Origin of the sequence: Neobacillus terrae, from assembly GCF_011393025.1 — a bacterium.
Classification (GTDB): domain Bacteria; phylum Bacillota; class Bacilli; order Bacillales; family Cytobacillaceae; genus Neobacillus_A; species Neobacillus_A terrae.
Genome location: NZ_JAAOEO010000004.1, coordinates 72,829 through 90,208, shown reverse-complemented (window position 1 = coordinate 90,208; position 17,380 = coordinate 72,829). Strand labels below are relative to the sequence as shown.

Here is a 17,380-nt window from a genome sequence, read left to right as displayed (position 1 = left end):
GAGGCGCTTGTTGTGAAAAAGTTTATGTTAAAAAGTCTTTTGACTGCTGCTCTCATGTTTATTTCAGTTTTGGCTGGGATGCAGATAGCCAATGACGGAATCCATGAAATGAAAGGCTATAAGGCTGAGGGATTCTCAAAAGCCGCTGGCCTGGAGAATGGTGAGAACGGTGAAAAAAATGCCTCCCTTTTGGGAAACGAAATTACAGCACATGACCTTAAGGAGAAAAAACAGCAGCTTGAAGAAATACAGGGCTCGAATCTTTTCTCTGTTACGGGTAAAAAAATTACAAAGGGAATATCCTCAGCTTCGAAAAAACTAATAAACTCCATAACAGGAGAATAAATAAGAATTCAAAATTCAAAAGTGGTGCAGCTGATGCACCACTTTTTTAATAATGACGAAAAAAGTGCTTCCTTAAAAAGTGGTAGGTGGAAAAAGAGGGAATTTGGGTTTTCGTTGAATCTTCACAACCGTGCTGATATAATCAAAAATAGTGTACATTGTGCGAGTATAGTAGGAGTGAACTACCATGAATAGAGAAGATAAACTTAAAAGACAATCCAAAATAAGAAATTTTTCCATAATAGCCCATATTGATCACGGCAAATCTACTCTTGCCGACCGAATCCTCGAGAAAACAAATGCCTTATCATCGAGAGAAATGAAAGCTCAGCTTCTGGATTCCATGGATTTGGAACGGGAACGGGGCATTACAATTAAATTAAATGCTGTTCAGCTAAAATATACAGCTAAGGATGGAGAAGAATATATCCTTCATCTGATTGATACCCCGGGGCACGTCGACTTTACCTATGAGGTATCCCGCAGCCTTGCGGCATGTGAAGGAGCAGTCCTTGTTGTAGATGCTGCACAGGGAATTGAGGCACAGACACTTGCTAATGTATATTTGGCATTGGATAACGACCTGGAAATCTTACCGGTCATCAATAAAATTGACCTCCCTAGTGCCGACCCGGAAAGAGTTCGAAATGAAATTGAAGAAGTAATTGGACTAGATGCTTCAGAAGCAGTATTAGCTTCCGCAAAAGAGGGAATTGGTATTGAGGATATTTTGGAACAGGTTGTTGCAAATGTGCCTGCCCCAACTGGAGATCCTGAGGGACCTTTGAAAGCACTGATTTTTGATTCTCTATACGATGCTTATCGTGGAGTAGTTGCCTATATCCGAGTAGTGGAAGGGTCAGTAAAAGCCGGTGACAAAATTAAGATGATGGCAACCGGAAAAGAATTTGAAGTAATTGAAGTTGGAGTATTCACGCCAAAAACTACTTTATGCGATGAATTGACGGTTGGTGATGTTGGGTTCCTTACAGCAGCAATAAAAAATGTAGGGGACACAAGAGTCGGTGATACGATTACAAATGCTAAAAATGGTGCAACTGAGGCATTACCTGGCTACCGTAAATTGAATCCGATGGTTTATTGCGGACTATATCCAATCGATACTGCAAAGTTTAATGACTTGCGTGATGCTCTTGAAAAGCTTCAGTTGAATGATGCAGCTTTACAGTTTGAGCCTGAAACCTCCCAGGCATTGGGATTTGGATTCCGATGCGGATTTTTAGGTTTGCTGCACATGGAAATTATACAGGAGCGTATTGAACGCGAATTTAAGATTGATTTAATTACAACAGCCCCAAGCGTTATCTATCACGTTATAATGACTAACGGCACTGAAATTAGTGTGGATAATCCTTCTAATTTACCTGATCCTCAGAAAATTGACCGGGTTGAAGAGCCATACGTAAAAGCAACGATGATGGCACCTAATGATTATGTAGGAGCGATTATGGAACTCTGTCAGCAAAAACGGGGAATCTTTGGTGATATGCAGTATCTTGATCAGAATCGTGTCAGCATTGTTTATGAATTGCCGCTGGCGGAAATAGTCTACGATTTCTTCGATCAATTAAAATCAAGCACAAAAGGCTATGCTTCATTTGATTATGAGTTAATAGGGTACAAGCCTTCCAAGCTTGTCAAAATGGACATTCTGCTTAATTCGGAGAAAGTAGATGCCTTGAGTTTTATTGTTCACAACGATTTTGCCTACGAGCGTGGAAAGGTTATCGTAGAAAAGCTGAAAGAATTAATTCCAAGACAGCAGTTTGAGGTACCTATCCAAGCAGCGGTTGGCCAAAAAATCATTGCTCGATCAACCATTAAATCGATGGGCAAAAACGTTCTGGCTAAATGTTACGGCGGAGATATATCCCGTAAACGTAAACTATTAGAAAAACAAAAAGAAGGTAAAAAACGGATGAAACAGGTTGGATCCGTAGAAGTGCCTCAGGAAGCCTTTATGGCCGTATTGAAAATGGATGATACCAATCCAAAGAAATAAAGTCTATAGAGAGAGGTTAGACTTACCTGCTTCAGGGATTCTAGCCTCTTTTTTTATTAAAGACTCTGTTAAGCAGTGGGGCTGGTTGTAAAAGGCATGTGTAAAAGGCATTTGTCCGGTGCTAATTTAGAGGATGCCAGCTTAGTGTCCCTGCGGAAAAACGTGCTCCCAGGGGCCCGCAGTGAGGCCTAGTAAGAAATCCGACGGTTAAGCCAGTCGAAGAATAAGGTTGAAAAAGTGAAGAATATAGGGAAGTGAAAGCATGATACAGGCAGCATATATCCATATACCGTTTTGTGAGCATATTTGTCATTATTGTGATTTTAACAAGGTATTCCTCAAGGGACAGCCTGTTGATGAATATTTAAAGACGATGGACAGGGAGATGGAGCTTACACTGCAAAAATACGGTTCAGGACCGCTTCAAACCATTTTTGTAGGCGGAGGAACGCCAACCTCCTTAAATGAAAGGCAATTGGAACAGCTATGCAACAGTATCCACAAGAATTTAAAATTGGCTGCCGGAGCAGAGTTTACCTTTGAGGCTAATCCTGGTGATCTTTCATTTGAAAAACTAAAAGTCCTAAAGGATGCAGGAGTAAATCGGCTCAGTCTCGGAGTTCAAACTTTTAATGATGAATTACTAAAATCAATTGGACGCGTTCACAGAGCTAAGGATGTATTTAACACGATAGAAAAGGCGAAAAATGCAGGCTTTGAAAATATAAGTATTGATTTAATATACAGTCTCCCGGGCCAGACGTATGATGATTTTAAAGAATCATTAAAAACAGCCTTCAGTCTTGGTATACAGCACTATTCTGGCTATTCTCTCATCATTGAGCCGAAAACCGTTTTTTATAATCTAATGCGAAAGGGCAAACTTCCTCTTCCTGGTGAAGATATCGAAGCAGCCATGTATGAATTATTAATGGGAGAAATGGCTAAACACGGCTTTAAACAATATGAAATCAGTAATTTTTCCCTTCCTGGATACGAAAGCCGGCATAATCTTACTTATTGGAACAATGAGGAATACTTTGGATTTGGGGCCGGAGCACATAGCTATACGGATGGCTGGAGAAATTCCAATATAGGTCCGTTGAAGAAATATATGGACCAAATTAGCAGTGGAAATTTGCCTGTATTAGATGAACATCGGGTGACCCTCCCTGAAAAAATGGAGGAAGAAATGTTCCTTGGCCTCAGGAAAACAGAAGGCGTTTCCATTCAAGGGTTTACAGATAAATTTAATCGGGATCTCATGATGACCTATGGCAAAGAAATTAAACAACTACTTGAAAGACGCTTGATTGAAATAGAGGATGGAAGGGTCTTTTTAAGTCATAAAGGACGAATGCTTGGCAATGAAGTCTTCCAAATGTTTTTAGGAGTGTCAAATTAGAGTTTGAAGCAAGCTTATAAATTAAAGAACAATATTCTGTTACGCTTTTCCTTTAGCTTTCATCACTTCTAGAATCTAGAAAGCTGTTGATAAAATGAGGCTTAGCGGGACCGGGAATATTTTCCGAATTTCCATCTGTATTTCTTGATATGAAATCATTGACACCTTCCCACCTTTTTTGATAATTTATTATTAGATTTAGCACTCGGTTCATAGGAGTGCTAACAGAGGTGATGAATGTTGTTAACAGATCGTCAATTGTTGATTCTCCAGGTAATTGTTGATGACTTTATTCGATCTGCACAACCTGTCGGCTCAAGGTCTTTGTCGAAAAAAGAAGAGATTTCTTTTAGTTCGGCAACAATCCGAAATGAAATGGCTGATCTTGAAGGATTGGGCTTTATTGAAAAGACCCATTCTTCCTCAGGGCGGGTTCCGTCGGAAAAGGGTTATCGCTATTATGTCGACCATTTGCTGTCGCCAAAAAGGCTGAACCAACAGGATATTACGACAATAAAGTCCATTTTTGCAGAGCGAATCTATGAATTTGAAAAGATTATTCAAAGGTCGGCAAAAATTCTGTCAGAATTAACCAACTATACTTCCATTGTGCTCGGCCCTGCCGCTAGCATTAATAAACTTAAAAGGATTCAGATAATCCCTTTAAATAAAGAAACGGCTATTGCGATCATAGTTACGGATACAGGACATGTCGAAAACAGGACATTCCATTTGCCTCCTGCAATTGACCCTTCAGATCTGGAAAAGACGGTTAATATTCTAAATGAACGTTTGACCAATGTGCCGCTCGAAGTACTTAATGATAAGATTTTTAAAGAAGTGGCCATGCTGTTAAAGCAGCATATCCACAACTACGATTTTCTGCTATATGGTATCGCTGAGGCTTTCAAAATGCCTGTAAGTGAAAAATTATTCTTTGGCGGAAAAACCAATATGCTGAGCCAGCCTGAATTTCATAATGATATCTCTAAAATAAGAAGTCTTCTAAACATGATCGAGGAAGAAGACCGGGTCTTTGATTTAATACGAAAAAATCCAATCGGGATTAATGTTAAGATTGGCAGGGAAAATGATATTAGTGCGATGGAAAATTGCAGTCTGATAACTGCCACATATTCTGCTGGCAAAGAAAATCTTGGCACCATCGCGATCCTGGGTCCAACCAGGATGGAGTATTCTCGTGTTATTGGCCTGCTTGAATTCTTAAGCAAGGATTTATCATCACTTTTATCAAAATTGTATCAAACCAGATAACGCTGGAAATATTGTTTAAGGGTGGAATACCTTATTCCACCCATTTACATGACTATTAGCTTTTACCCGTAAAATTTTAAATGCCTGGATCTTTTGGTACCAGGTATCTTTTAAAGATTTTAGTGAAAAGTTTTGCTTTAAGGGAGGTGAGTAAGTTGACAGAAGAAAAAAACACTCTAAATGAAGAATTAAATAATGAAGATGCTGAACTTACCGAAGAGGTTGAAGCTGAATCCATTTTTGGAGAAGCGGAAGAATCTGCGGATTTAGATAAGACTGAAGGGCTGGAAGAGCAGCTTCGCCAGGCCGAAGAAAAGAACAATCAATTGGCAACAAAGCTTGAGGAAGCGGAAAACCGTTTGCTAAGACTTCAGGCTGATTTCGATAATTTCCGCCGCCGCACACGGCTGGATGCGGAAGCAAGCGAGAAATACAGAGCTCAATCCCTGATCTCCGATCTTCTGCCCGCTCTTGATAATTTTGAAAGAGCGCTTAATGTTGAAACAGAAGATGAACAGACAAAGTCATTGCTTCAGGGAATGGAAATGGTTTATAAAGGTCTTCTGGATGCATTGAAAAAAGAAGGCGTGGAACCTATTGAATCTGTGGGAAAAGAGTTTGATCCTCATCTTCATCAGGCTGTTATGCAGGCTGATGATGAAAACTACGGGCCGAATACAGTTATTGATGAATTCCAAAAGGGTTATATTTTGAAGGACAGAGTAATCCGTCCATCCATGGTAAAAGTAACCCAATAAACGAACTTACATATTTTGTCGGGAGGAAAACAATATGAGCAAAATCATTGGTATCGACCTTGGTACAACCAACTCATGCGTAGCCGTACTTGAAGGCGGAGAACCAAAAGTTATTCCAAATCCAGAAGGAAACCGTACAACTCCATCTGTTGTAGCTTTCAAAAATGGAGAGCGTCAGGTTGGTGAGGTGGCAAAACGTCAGGCCATTACTAACCCTAATACTATTATTTCAATTAAACGCCATATGGGTACAGCTCATAAGGAAGACATTGAAGGTAAAGGATATACTCCACAGGAAATATCTGCTATTATCCTTCAATATTTGAAGTCTTATGCTGAAGATTATCTTGGAGAGCCTGTAACAAAGGCTGTAATTACAGTACCAGCCTACTTCAATGATGCAGAACGTCAGGCAACAAAGGATGCCGGCAGAATTGCAGGACTGGAAGTAGAACGTATTATTAACGAGCCTACAGCAGCAGCTCTGGCATATGGTTTGGACAAAATGGAAGAAGATCAGACCATTCTTGTTTATGACCTTGGCGGTGGTACTTTTGACGTATCCATTCTTGAACTGGGAGATGGCGTTTTCGAGGTTAAGGCAACTGCAGGTGACAACCGTCTTGGCGGTGACGACTTTGACCAAAAAATCATTGATTATTTGGTAGACCAGTTTAAAAAAGAAAATGGTATTGACCTTTCACAGGATAAAATGGCGCTTCAACGCCTGAAGGATGCTGCAGAAAAGGCAAAGAAAGACCTTTCTGGTGTTTCTTCTACACAGATTTCCTTGCCATTTATTACTGCAGGTGCAAGCGGTCCGCTTCACCTTGACGTGTCTATGACAAGAGCTAAGTTTGATGAACTTACTGCAGACCTTGTTGAACGTACAATGGGACCAGCTCGTCAGGCTATGTCTGATGCTGGATTAACTTCCGCAGATATCGATAAAGTCATTCTTGTTGGCGGATCAACTCGTATTCCTGCTGTTCAGGAAGCAATTAAAAAAGCGACTGGTAAAGAGCCTCATAGAGGTGTAAATCCTGATGAGGTTGTTGCAATGGGTGCAGCTATCCAGGGCGGCGTTCTTACAGGTGATGTTAAGGATGTTGTATTGCTAGACGTAACTCCGCTATCACTTGGTATTGAAACAATGGGCGGAGTGTTTACAAGATTGATTGACAGAAATACAACCATCCCAACTTCTAAATCACAAATTTTCTCAACTGCTGCAGATAGCCAAACAGCTGTTGATATTCACGTATTGCAGGGCGAACGTCAAATGGCTGCGGACAATAAAACACTTGGCCGCTTCCAGTTAAGCGATATTCCACCAGCACCACGTGGTGTACCACAAATCGAAGTAACATTCGATATCGATAAAAACGGAATTGTAAACGTACGTGCGAAAGATCTTGGCACTAATAAAGAGCAGCAAATTACTATTAAATCTTCTACGGGATTATCAGATGATGAAATTCAAAAAATGGTAAGAGAAGCTGAGGAAAATGCTGAAGCTGACAAGAATCGCAAGGAAGAAGCTGAGCTTCGTAATGAAGCAGATCAGCTGGTGTTTACAACCGAAAAAACATTGAAGGACCTTGAAGGCAAAGTAGATGCAGCCGAAGTTGCAAAAGCAAACGAAGCAAAGGATGCTCTTAAGGCAGCGATTGAAACGAACGATCTTGCCGAAATGCGTACCAAAAAAGACGCATTGCAGGAAATTGTTCAAAATCTATCTGTTAAGCTGTACGAAGAGGCAGCTAAGCAAGCCCAGGCACAGCAGGGAGCACAAGATCAGGGAGCTGCTGGCAGCAAGTCTGATGACATTATTGATGCAGATTTTGAAGAAGTAAAAGACGACAAATAATCATTTAGCAGATAAGGAAAAGTCAAAGTCAGCACTAATGACTTTGACTTTTTCTATGATATAGGGGCAGTGTAAGTATTTAAAAAGAATGATCGCAGCAAAGGGCAGTCAATAGGTTAGACAAGAAAATTCCTTTGTTCTTTTGTTGCCTTATTTATGCGTACAGTGTTACAATAATCTTTATGTGAAGATTTGGGAGTGGTAATCATGAGTAAGAGGGATTACTATGAAGTGCTGGGAATAGAAAAGAGTGCTTCTAAGGATGAAATCAAGAAAGCATATCGCAAGCTTTCAAAGAAATACCATCCAGACATTAATAAAGAGCCGGATGCAGCCGAGAAATTTAAAGAAGTAAAAGAGGCCTACGAAACATTAAGTGATGACCAAAGCCGCGCTCACTATGACCAATTTGGACATACAGATCCGAACCAGGGATTTGGCGGTTTCGGCGGTGGCGGAGATTTTGGCGGTTTCGGAGGTTTTGAAGATATTTTCAATACCTTCTTTGGCGGTGGGGGCGGAGGCAGACGCCGCGATCCGAATGCTCCAAGACAGGGAGCAGACCTTCAATATGATATGACTATTTCCTTTGAAGAGGCTGCCTTTGGAAAAGAGACTGATATTGAAATACCTCGCGAAGAGAATTGCGAGACGTGCGGCGGTACTGGAGCAAAGCCTGGAACTAAGCCGGAAACATGTCAGCATTGCCATGGTACAGGCCAGCTGAATATTGAACAAAATACTCCATTTGGACGGATTGTTAATCGCAGAGTCTGCCACCATTGTAATGGTACAGGCAAAGAGATAAAACATAAATGCTCCACTTGCGGAGGCGCAGGTAAAGTAAGAAAACGGAGAACTGTACGCGTCAAAGTTCCGGCTGGAATTGATGACGGTCAGCAGCTAAGGATGACTGGCCAGGGTGAACCGGGTATAAACGGTGGCCCGGCAGGAGACCTTTATATTGTGTTCCATGTAAAACACCACGAGTTTTTTGAAAGACACGGCGATGACATTGCATGTGAAATGCCTATTACCTTTGTTCAGGCGTCGCTTGGTGATGAGATTGAAGTTCCAACGTTGCATGGAAAGGTTAAGCTCAAGATTCCTGCAGGTACCCAAACAGGAAAAATTTTCCGTTTGGCTGGGAAAGGAATTCCGAATGTACGCGGCTACGGAACAGGCGATCAGCATGTAAAAGTAAGGGTTTTAACACCTACTAAATTGTCCGATAAACAAAAGCAGCTCTTAAAGGAATTTGCAGAGATTAGCGGTACTGTACCACTAGGGGACCATGAGAAAAGTTTTTTTTCAAAGGTGAAAAGAGCATTTAAAGTTGATTGATAAGGATTGGAGTTGGCAGAGATGAAATGGTCCGAATTTAGTATTCATACCACAAATGAAGCGGTTGAGCCGATTTCTCATATTTTGCATGATGCTGGCGCAAGTGGAGTCGTTATTGAAGATCCATTTGAACTTATTAAGGAGCGGGAAGATCAATTCGGCGAAATCTACCAACTCGATCCAAACGATTATCCTGAAGAAGGCGTTATCGTGAAGGCTTATTTGCCAGTTAATAGCTTTCTTGGGGAAACAGTTGAAGAGATAAAAGATTCGATTAATAATCTAATCATTCACAATATAGATATAGGTTTAAATAAAGTAACAATAAGCGAAGTCAATGAAGAGGAATGGGCTACAGCCTGGAAGAAATATTACCACCCGGTAAAAATATCTGAGAAATTCACGATTGTTCCTACATGGGAGGAATACAGCCCGGTAAACAGTGACGAATTGATTATCGAGCTGGATCCCGGAATGGCTTTTGGAACAGGAACCCATCCTACAACAGTAATGTGCATCCAGGCACTTGAAAGAACGGTGAATATGGGTGATTATGTAATTGATGTAGGAACTGGCTCTGGCGTTTTGAGTATTGCAGCTGCTATGCTCGGCGCAAAAGAAGTCCGCGCATTTGACCTTGATGAAGTTGCAGTTACGAGTGCAAGACTGAATTTGAAGCTTAATAAGGTTCATCAGGTTGCTTCCGTTTCACAGAATAACCTGCTCGATGGAGTTATAGGGGATTCTGCAGATGTAGTAGTAGCAAACATTCTTGCCGAGGTTATCCTGCGTTTTACTGATGATGTAGCCAAGGTTGTAAAACAAAATGGTTACTTCATTGCTTCGGGAATCATTAACCAGAAAAAGGATCAAGTAAAAGATGCTCTGGTAGAATCAGGATTTGAGATTACAGAAACGATTTTAATGGAAGACTGGGTAGCTCTTATTGCAAGAAGAAAATAAGGTTGCTGTGAGGGGTAGTGTATTACCCCTCTTTGTTTCTGTTTTGGACTTGTGTTTTCATGGTTTGGCTTTTATTTCTATTTTTTAGTAAAATAAATTTACTTTAGGTTTTTAGATTGAAGTGGGGTGCAGCGTATGCAGCGATACTTTGTAAAACAATCGGTTAGCAATCAGCGGTTTGTCCTTGGTGACGAGGACCGGCATCATATTCTGAAAGTGATGAGGATGGGGCCAGGAGATAAAATTATTTGTGTTGATCCAAACGGGAAAAGTGCTGTTTGCGAGATTGCAGAAATTACCGATGAACAAGTAGCAGCAAACGTAGTACAATGGATTGATGAAACATCCGAACTTCCTGTAAATGTTACAATTGTTAGCGGTCTGCCTAAAGGGGACAAGCTGGAGTGGATTATCCAAAAAGGAACAGAACTGGGAGCTTATGAATTTGTCCCTTTTGCTGCTGTCCGCTCCGTTGTAAAATGGGAAGAGAAGAAGGCGGCAAAAAAAGTTGAACGCTGGCAAAAAATTGCAAAGGAAGCCGCAGAACAGTCTCATCGAAATCATATTCCTGAGGTTCTTTATCCATTAAGCTTCAAAGAGATGCTTCAAAAAAGCAAAGCCTATGATCTTAAATTGGCTGCATTTGAGGATGAAAGCAGAAACGGCGAAGTTTCTGTATTCTCTTCCAGTCTTTCCAGTATGAAAAAAGGCGAATCTCTTATGATCGTTTTTGGCCCTGAAGGCGGCTTAACGGACCAGGAAATTTTGATGCTAAAAGAATATGGTTTTCAAACATGCGGATTGGGTCCCAGGATCCTTCGTACGGAAACTGCCCCGCTATATACGCTTGGAGCAATTTCCTATCATTTTGAATTAATGGGGTGAGTTTACATGCCAACAGTTGCGTTTCATACTCTCGGATGCAAGGTGAACCACTATGAAACTGAAGCCATCTGGCAATTGTTTAAGCAAGAAGGTTACGAGAGGGTAGATTTCGAATCATCCTCTGATGTATATATAATCAACACATGTACTGTTACTAATACAGGTGATAAAAAAAGCCGTCAGGTTATCAGGAGAGCAGTAAGAAAAAACCCTGATGCCGTTATTTGTGTAACTGGCTGCTATGCTCAAACCTCTCCTGCAGAAATAATGGCTATACCTGGTGTAGACATTGTCGTCGGTACACAGGACCGTGTAAAAATGCTGGGATATATTGAGCAATATAAGCAGGAACGCCAGCCAATCAATGGCGTGCGTAATATTATGAAAAACCGTGTCTATGAAGAATTGGATGTGCCAGCTTTTACAGACCGTACCCGTGCCTCTTTGAAAATTCAGGAAGGCTGTAATAATTTCTGTACTTTCTGCATAATCCCATGGGCGCGCGGCTTAATGAGATCCCGTGATCCACAAGAGGTTATCCGCCAGGCGCAACAGCTGGTTGATGCCGGCTATAAAGAGATTGTCCTGACTGGTATTCATACAGGCGGTTATGGCGAAGACATGAAGGATTACAATCTGGCTAAGCTCCTTAAAGAGCTAGAAGCAGAAGTTAAAGGCCTTAAACGCCTTCGAATTTCTTCAATTGAAGCCAGCCAAATTACAGACGAAGTCATTGAAGTGATTAATGATTCGAAAATCATTGTCCGCCACCTGCATATACCAATTCAATCCGGTTCTAATACTGTTTTAAAGAGAATGCGCCGCAAATATACAATGGAGTTTTTCGGAGAAAGACTGGAGCGCTTGAAGGAAGCTCTTCCTGGTCTTGCCGTTACTTCTGATGTTATCGTTGGATTCCCTGGTGAAACAGAAGAAGAATTTATGGAAACATATAATTTTATAAAAGAACATAAATTCTCGGAACTTCACGTTTTCCCTTATTCCAAGCGAACCGGAACTCCAGCAGCAAGAATGGACGACCAAGTAGATGAAGAAGTGAAAAACGAGAGGGTACACCGCCTCATTTCACTCTCCGATCAGCTTGCCAAGGAATATGCTTCACATTTTGAAAATGAAGTACTTGAAGTAATTCCGGAAGAGGAATATAAAGAAGAGGCCAATTCAGGGTTGTATGTTGGTTACACTGACAACTATCTGAAGGTTGTTTTTCCTGCTACAGAGGAAATGGTCGGCCAAATTGTTAAAGTTAAAATCACCAAAGCGGGTTATCCATATAACAAAGGGCAATTTGTCCGTGTTATGGATGACTCATTTGAAAAAGCAGAAGCTGTTATTTAAAGAACATGCCGTTCCTTTTGGGGAGCGGTATTTTTGTTTTATAGGCAGGTTCTCTTCGGACAGTGAAAAGTCACAAGCAAGTCTGAATGCAGCTCTTATTCTGACAGGGGAAGGTAAAAACCTTATAAGCGAGCCTGGATGCGGGGAGTTATTTTGACAGGGGAAGGTAAAAACCTTATAAGCGAGCCTGGATGCGGGGAGTTATTTTGACAGGGGAAGGTAAAAAAACTTGTAAGCGAGTCTGAATGATTTCTTGCGAAAAAACAGGATCACAAGAATCCATAGGGAGGCAACAGCGAGGAGGCTGGCATTTCATCCGAGGAAAAGGAGACCCAAAAGGAAGTGGGTCAGAACGGCATTGCCACAGGAAGTGGTGACTTTAGCCTTTCATCTCTTTTAACAGACGTTGCGTACCTCCAAAAAACTCATCAGGACACAGTTAACAAGGTCATTAAAAGAGAACAAAAAGTTTATATTTCTGCCGTTTAGTTTTGGGTATAGTAAATAAGAAAAACTATATCGCCAAGGAGGATGACAAATGAACAATAATATCGCCGGAATGATTGACCATACACTTTTGAAAGCCGATGCAACTAAAAACCAGATTGAAAAGCTTTGTGAGGAAGCCAGAGAGTATCAGTTTGCGTCTGTATGTGTAAATCCCACATGGGTTGCAGCCGCTTATAAACTGCTCCAGAACAGCAACGTAAAGGTGTGCACTGTTATTGGCTTCCCTTTAGGAGCGACAACCACAGAGACGAAGGAATTTGAAGCTAGGGATGCCATTGAAAAGGGAGCTCAAGAGGTAGACATGGTAATAAATATCGGTGCCCTTAAGGATGGAAATGATGAATTGGTTGAAAAAGATATACGCGCTGTTGTAGATGCGGCGAGAGGAAGGGCATTATCGAAGGTTATAATTGAAACATCTCTGCTTAATGAAGAAGAAAAGGTCAAAGCTTGCCAGCTAGCTGTTAAAGCAGGGGCCGACTATGTCAAAACATCCACTGGTTTTTCGACAGGTGGGGCTACCATAGAAGATATAGCTTTAATGAGAAAAACTGTAGGTCCCAATATTGGCGTTAAAGCTTCAGGGGGAGTGAGAAACACTGAGGATACAGAAAAAATGATTGAAGCAGGTGCAACGAGGATTGGGGCAAGTGCCGGTGTTGCAATCGTCAAAGGAATGCAGGGGGATACGGACTACTGATGTTAGCAATAGATATTCAAAAAAGACGGCGTATCGGCCGTCTTTATAATTGTCCAGCTCCAGCTCCCAGCGAGTTTTCAACCTTGAAAAGCAACTTTGAGTATCTTGCATCAAGTATGACCGTAGGTGATACTTGGTGCAGCTAATGTTCTCCCTACGATAAGTCAACATCGGACTTTGGAAGTGCTCCTGCGCCATAGCTGATTCAAAGGTAGCTAATGTTCATCTCGTCGCAAAGCTGCATGTCGTCTATTCAGTTTCTTATTTATGAAGCCTCATGATAAAGTATCCAAACTTATTTGCAAAAGGAAGCATGATTATTGAAGTTGCTACATTAAAGATAACACTTATATGAGCCAGCTGAACATCCTTACTGGATGCGAGCGCAGGAGCGATATTGGCAAGCCAAGTGATCAGAGGGATGAAAGCTAGAACACCAAATACATTCAGCCAGACGTGTGCAAAAGCAGCCAGTTTTGCTTCTTCTCCGCTTCCAATTGCTGCGGCCAGGGCTGTAATGCAAGTTCCTATATTTGCACCGAGCATAACAGCTATTCCTGCTTCCAAATTCAGAATTCCTCCCGTTAAAAAGCCCATAGCAATTCCCGTCATTGCTGTACTTGATTGAATAATGGAGGTTAAAATCGCCCCGGCGGCGACACTGAAAAAAATGCTGCCATTTAAGGACAACAGACTTTTATGGATAAAAGGGACATTCGTTAATGGCCCGGATAATGACTCAAACCCCTTCATGGCTGTGAATACGGAGGCAATTCCAAATATCAGCATTCCTATACTTCTAGCGGTTCTATTTTTCAATAAAATTAAAACGGCACCTGTGACTGCAAGTGGAATTAGCGCGTGATCAAGATTAAAAGTAATTAGTTCCGTTTTAAATGTTGTTCCAATATTGGTTCCGAGAATAATCCCAATTGACTGCGGAAAGGTCATAATCTTTGCAGAGATTAAACCAATGGTGAGTACCATGACAGTCGAACTGCTTTGGACAAGAGCTGTAATAAAGGTACCTGTTAACATGCCCTTTAATGGCGTGCTGGTAAGTTTCCTCAGCCAAGTCTTTAGTTTATCTGCAGATAAATTGAACATGCCAATCCTGACAATGGTCATTCCAAATATAAATAAACCGATACATAAAATGAATAATAAAAGATAAAGCATAAATGTCCAGCCCCTCCCTGTTTAAAGCTTATTTCAGGACAAGCCGGGACATGCCATTAAAAAAATTAAGTACTAAATATAGTTGTTAAAAAAATATGTATAAAGAGGCATCTATTATGCTTTTTCAGTTGACCTTGCCACGCGGTTATATTATAATTGCAAAGTACATGGAAAACCATGTCTCTGATGTGAGTGTGTTGTGTTCGGAGGGAGGGAAAGAGAATGTCTAAAACCGTCGTTCGTAAAAACGAATCGCTTGAAGATGCTCTTCGTCGCTTCAAACGTACAGTTTCTAAAACTGGTACTTTGCAAGAAGCTAGAAAGCGCGAATTCTACGAAAAGCCTAGTGTAAAACGTAAAAAGAAGTCAGAAGCAGCCAGAAAACGTAAGTTCTAAGAGAGGGTGTAATTAATTGAGTCTTCTCGAGCGTTTAAATAATGAAATGAAGCAAGCGATGAAAAACAAAGACAAAGACAAACTCTCCGTTATTCGGATGATTAAAACCTCGATGCAGAATGAAGCGATCAAGCTTGGCAGAGATTTATCCGAAGAAGAGGAATTGACTGTCCTTTCTCGCGAAATGAAACAACGCAAAGACTCCCTCAACGAATTTGATAAAGCCGGTCGTCCTGACCTGGTTGAAAAATTGCAGACTGAAATTGCAATTGTAGAACTTTACATGCCAGAACAGCTTTCTGAAAAAGAGGTTTCAGGAATTGTAAAAGAAACGATTGAAGAAACAGGTGCAAAATCAAAAGCAGATATAGGGAAAGTGATGGCTGCTATAATGCCTAAAGTTAAAGGCAAAGCAGATGGATCACTTGTAAATAAACTTGTACAACAACACCTATCATAAAAACCGACAACAACAAAGCCGCAAGCATATGCTTGCGGTTTTTCACTTTTTACATACTATTAAATAATTTATTTATTGCTTTGTTTCCTCTTTAATGGAAAAATAAATTTAATTTTTGCGAAACTTTCCGAACCTTTTTACGTAAATATTATTGTCAGGATAAGGAAGGAGGCCGGTTTATGGCTGGCTGGATAACGGATCCCATAACAATTACGGTTTTATTGACTATTGCTGGGATGGCTATGGTACTTGAGATTTTTTCTCCCCGTATCGGATTGCCTGGTTTAGTAGGGATGGCAGCACTTATTTTATTTTTTTACGGGCATTTTGCCGCAGGCCTTGCCGGAACAGGAACACTTTTATTGTTTATCGCTGGAATTGTTCTTATATTTCTAGAGTTTTTTCTTCCTGGAGCAGTTGCCGGAACAGCCGGCATAGCTGCATTAGTAGGAAGCCTGTTTTGGGCGGGAGAAAACACATTCCAAATGGCCATATCTATTATTATTGCTTTATTTTTTTCCATTGTGCTTTTCATTTTATTAATAAAGGTATTTCACCGAAAAATGGTTCTTTTTAACCGTATGGTTCTAATGGATGCGGCAAGAAAGGAAGATGGATACGTTTCTAACGTTAACCGGACTGAACTTCTGGGCCAGGAAGGAAGAGCCCTGACCGTTCTCAGACCCTCAGGAACGGGTGTTTTTAATAAAGAAAGAATCACAGTTGTGACTGAGGGCAGCTATATTCCCCAGGACTGTCCCATAAAAGTGATAAAGGTAGAGGGTGCAAGGATTGTGGTTAGAGAAATAGAAGATAAGCTTTCCAAAAAATAGGGGGTAATTAAATGGGTACTGAAACTGTATTTTTAATTGCTATTATTATTGTCGGTATCATACTGCTTGGGGTTCTTTTGTCTTTTGTACCTGTCATGCTATGGATTTCAGCATTGGCTGCCGGAGTGCGAATCAGCATTTTTACTCTGATTGGAATGAGGCTTCGCCGTGTAACGCCGAGCCGTGTTATTAATCCACTCATTAAGGCTCATAAAGCGGGGCTGAATGTAACCACAAACCAGCTTGAAAGCCACTATTTAGCAGGCGGTAACGTAGACAGGGTTGTCAACGCACTTATTGCTGCACATCGAGCCAATATAGAATTATCGTTTGAACGTTGTGCAGCTATCGACCTTGCAGGCAGGGATGTTCTTGAGGCCGTACAAATGAGTGTAAACCCGAAGGTTATTGAAACTCCTTTTATTGCTGGCGTTGCAATGAACGGAATTGAAGTCAAGGCTAAAGCAAGAATAACTGTCCGCGCCAATATTGAGCGTTTAGTAGGCGGGGCAGGTGAAGAAACGGTAGTTGCACGTGTTGGTGAAGGGGTGGTTTCCACTATTGGCTCCTCCGATAGCCATAGTAAAGTTCTTGAAAATCCAGACTTGATTTCTCAAACAGTTTTGTCAAAAGGGCTTGACGCAGGAACAGCCTTTGAAATCCTATCTATTGATATAGCGGATGTGGATATCGGCAAAAATATTGGAGCTGAACTTCAGACAGAGCAGGCCGAAGCAGATAAAAAGATAGCACAGGCAAAGGCAGAAGAACGCAGGGCTATGGCTGTTGCAACAGAGCAGGAAATGAAGGCGAAAGTCCAGGAAATGAGAGCAAAAGTGGTAGAAGCCGAAGCCGAGGTGCCACTTGCCATGGCGGAAGCGCTAAAATCTGGAAATATGGGCGTCATGGATTATATGAATTATAAAAATATATCTGCTGATACCGATATGAGAGGTTCCATCGGAAAAATGACTGGTGATAAAAAGGATGGGCAATAATTGCTTACTACTTAATCATGTTCTGCCTCAGAAGGGAGGAGAGCTTCCTGGAAGGTTTAGTAATCTTAGTTATAATT

17 protein-coding genes are annotated in these 17,380 nt (G+C 41.1%); 16 read left to right on the top strand and 1 reads right to left on the bottom strand.

The window, feature by feature from the left end; all coding sequences use genetic code 11:
• Positions 1-12: 12 nt before the first annotated feature.
• The 12 genes from G8761_RS07105 (at position 13) to deoC (ending at position 13,437) form a co-directional block, all read left to right on the top strand.
• Positions 13-345 carry a DUF3679 domain-containing protein gene (locus G8761_RS07105; protein ID WP_166025068.1) on the top strand — a complete coding sequence of 111 codons (333 nt, stop codon included), beginning with the start codon at positions 13-15 and terminating at the stop codon, positions 343-345.
• 187 nt (positions 346-532) lie between these two features.
• The gene (gene lepA / locus G8761_RS07100; RefSeq protein WP_166025066.1) at positions 533-2,368 is read left to right on the top strand and encodes a translation elongation factor 4; all 1,836 of its coding nucleotides are present in this window, start codon (positions 533-535) and stop codon (positions 2,366-2,368) included.
• 262 nt (positions 2,369-2,630) lie between these two features.
• Positions 2,631-3,773 carry a radical SAM family heme chaperone HemW gene (gene hemW / locus G8761_RS07095; protein WP_166025064.1) on the top strand — a complete coding sequence of 381 codons (1,143 nt, stop codon included), beginning with the start codon at positions 2,631-2,633 and terminating at the stop codon, positions 3,771-3,773.
• 240 nt (positions 3,774-4,013) lie between these two features.
• The gene (gene hrcA, locus G8761_RS07090) at positions 4,014-5,048 is read left to right on the top strand and encodes a heat-inducible transcriptional repressor HrcA (protein WP_166025519.1); all 1,035 of its coding nucleotides are present in this window, start codon (positions 4,014-4,016) and stop codon (positions 5,046-5,048) included.
• A gap of 155 nt (positions 5,049-5,203) precedes the next feature.
• Positions 5,204-5,806 carry a nucleotide exchange factor GrpE gene (grpE, locus tag G8761_RS07085; protein ID WP_243449931.1) on the top strand — a complete coding sequence of 201 codons (603 nt, stop codon included), beginning with the start codon at positions 5,204-5,206 and terminating at the stop codon, positions 5,804-5,806.
• Positions 5,807-5,840: 34 nt separating this feature from the next.
• Entirely contained in the window at positions 5,841-7,676 is a 1,836-nt protein-coding gene (gene dnaK / locus G8761_RS07080) for a molecular chaperone DnaK (protein ID WP_166025060.1), read from the top strand.
• A gap of 207 nt (positions 7,677-7,883) precedes the next feature.
• Complete coding sequence (gene dnaJ / locus G8761_RS07075; RefSeq protein WP_166025058.1) at positions 7,884-9,020, top strand: molecular chaperone DnaJ; 1,137 nt, start codon at positions 7,884-7,886, stop codon at positions 9,018-9,020.
• A gap of 21 nt (positions 9,021-9,041) precedes the next feature.
• On the top strand, positions 9,042-9,983 hold the full coding sequence (gene prmA, locus G8761_RS07070; RefSeq protein ID WP_166025055.1) for a 50S ribosomal protein L11 methyltransferase: 942 nt from the start codon (positions 9,042-9,044) through the stop codon (positions 9,981-9,983).
• 135 nt (positions 9,984-10,118) lie between these two features.
• A complete protein-coding gene (locus tag G8761_RS07065) occupies positions 10,119-10,868 on the top strand; it encodes a 16S rRNA (uracil(1498)-N(3))-methyltransferase (RefSeq protein ID WP_166025053.1) in 750 nt (249 codons plus the stop codon).
• Positions 10,869-10,874: 6 nt separating this feature from the next.
• Positions 10,875-12,227 carry a tRNA (N(6)-L-threonylcarbamoyladenosine(37)-C(2))-methylthiotransferase MtaB gene (gene mtaB / locus G8761_RS07060; protein ID WP_166025052.1) on the top strand — a complete coding sequence of 451 codons (1,353 nt, stop codon included), beginning with the start codon at positions 10,875-10,877 and terminating at the stop codon, positions 12,225-12,227.
• 342 nt (positions 12,228-12,569) lie between these two features.
• Positions 12,570-12,716, top strand: a complete 147-nt coding sequence (locus G8761_RS07055) for a hypothetical protein (protein ID WP_166025051.1) — start codon at positions 12,570-12,572, stop codon at positions 12,714-12,716.
• A gap of 49 nt (positions 12,717-12,765) precedes the next feature.
• Positions 12,766-13,437, top strand: coding sequence for a deoxyribose-phosphate aldolase (gene deoC / locus G8761_RS07050; protein ID WP_166025050.1), 672 nt, complete (start codon positions 12,766-12,768; stop codon positions 13,435-13,437).
• Between the two features lie 261 nt (positions 13,438-13,698).
• Here the strand turns inward: deoC and G8761_RS07045 are convergent, their stop codons facing one another.
• Positions 13,699-14,616, bottom strand: a complete 918-nt coding sequence (locus G8761_RS07045; RefSeq protein ID WP_166025049.1) for a Na/Pi symporter — start codon at positions 14,614-14,616, stop codon at positions 13,699-13,701.
• Between the two features lie 222 nt (positions 14,617-14,838).
• On the opposite strand from G8761_RS07045, the gene rpsU reads away from it, so the two are divergent.
• The 4 genes from rpsU (at position 14,839) to floA (ending at position 17,303) form a co-directional block, all read left to right on the top strand.
• Entirely contained in the window at positions 14,839-15,012 is a 174-nt protein-coding gene (gene rpsU / locus G8761_RS07040; RefSeq protein ID WP_007087607.1) for a 30S ribosomal protein S21, read from the top strand.
• Between the two features lie 16 nt (positions 15,013-15,028).
• Complete coding sequence (locus G8761_RS07035; protein WP_166025048.1) at positions 15,029-15,472, top strand: GatB/YqeY domain-containing protein; 444 nt, start codon at positions 15,029-15,031, stop codon at positions 15,470-15,472.
• A 179-nt stretch (positions 15,473-15,651) separates the two neighbouring features.
• On the top strand, positions 15,652-16,305 hold the full coding sequence (locus G8761_RS07030; RefSeq protein ID WP_166025046.1) for an NfeD family protein: 654 nt from the start codon (positions 15,652-15,654) through the stop codon (positions 16,303-16,305).
• A gap of 11 nt (positions 16,306-16,316) precedes the next feature.
• On the top strand, positions 16,317-17,303 hold the full coding sequence (floA, locus tag G8761_RS07025; protein ID WP_166025044.1) for a flotillin-like protein FloA: 987 nt from the start codon (positions 16,317-16,319) through the stop codon (positions 17,301-17,303).
• The last annotated feature ends 77 nt before the right edge of the window (positions 17,304-17,380 follow it).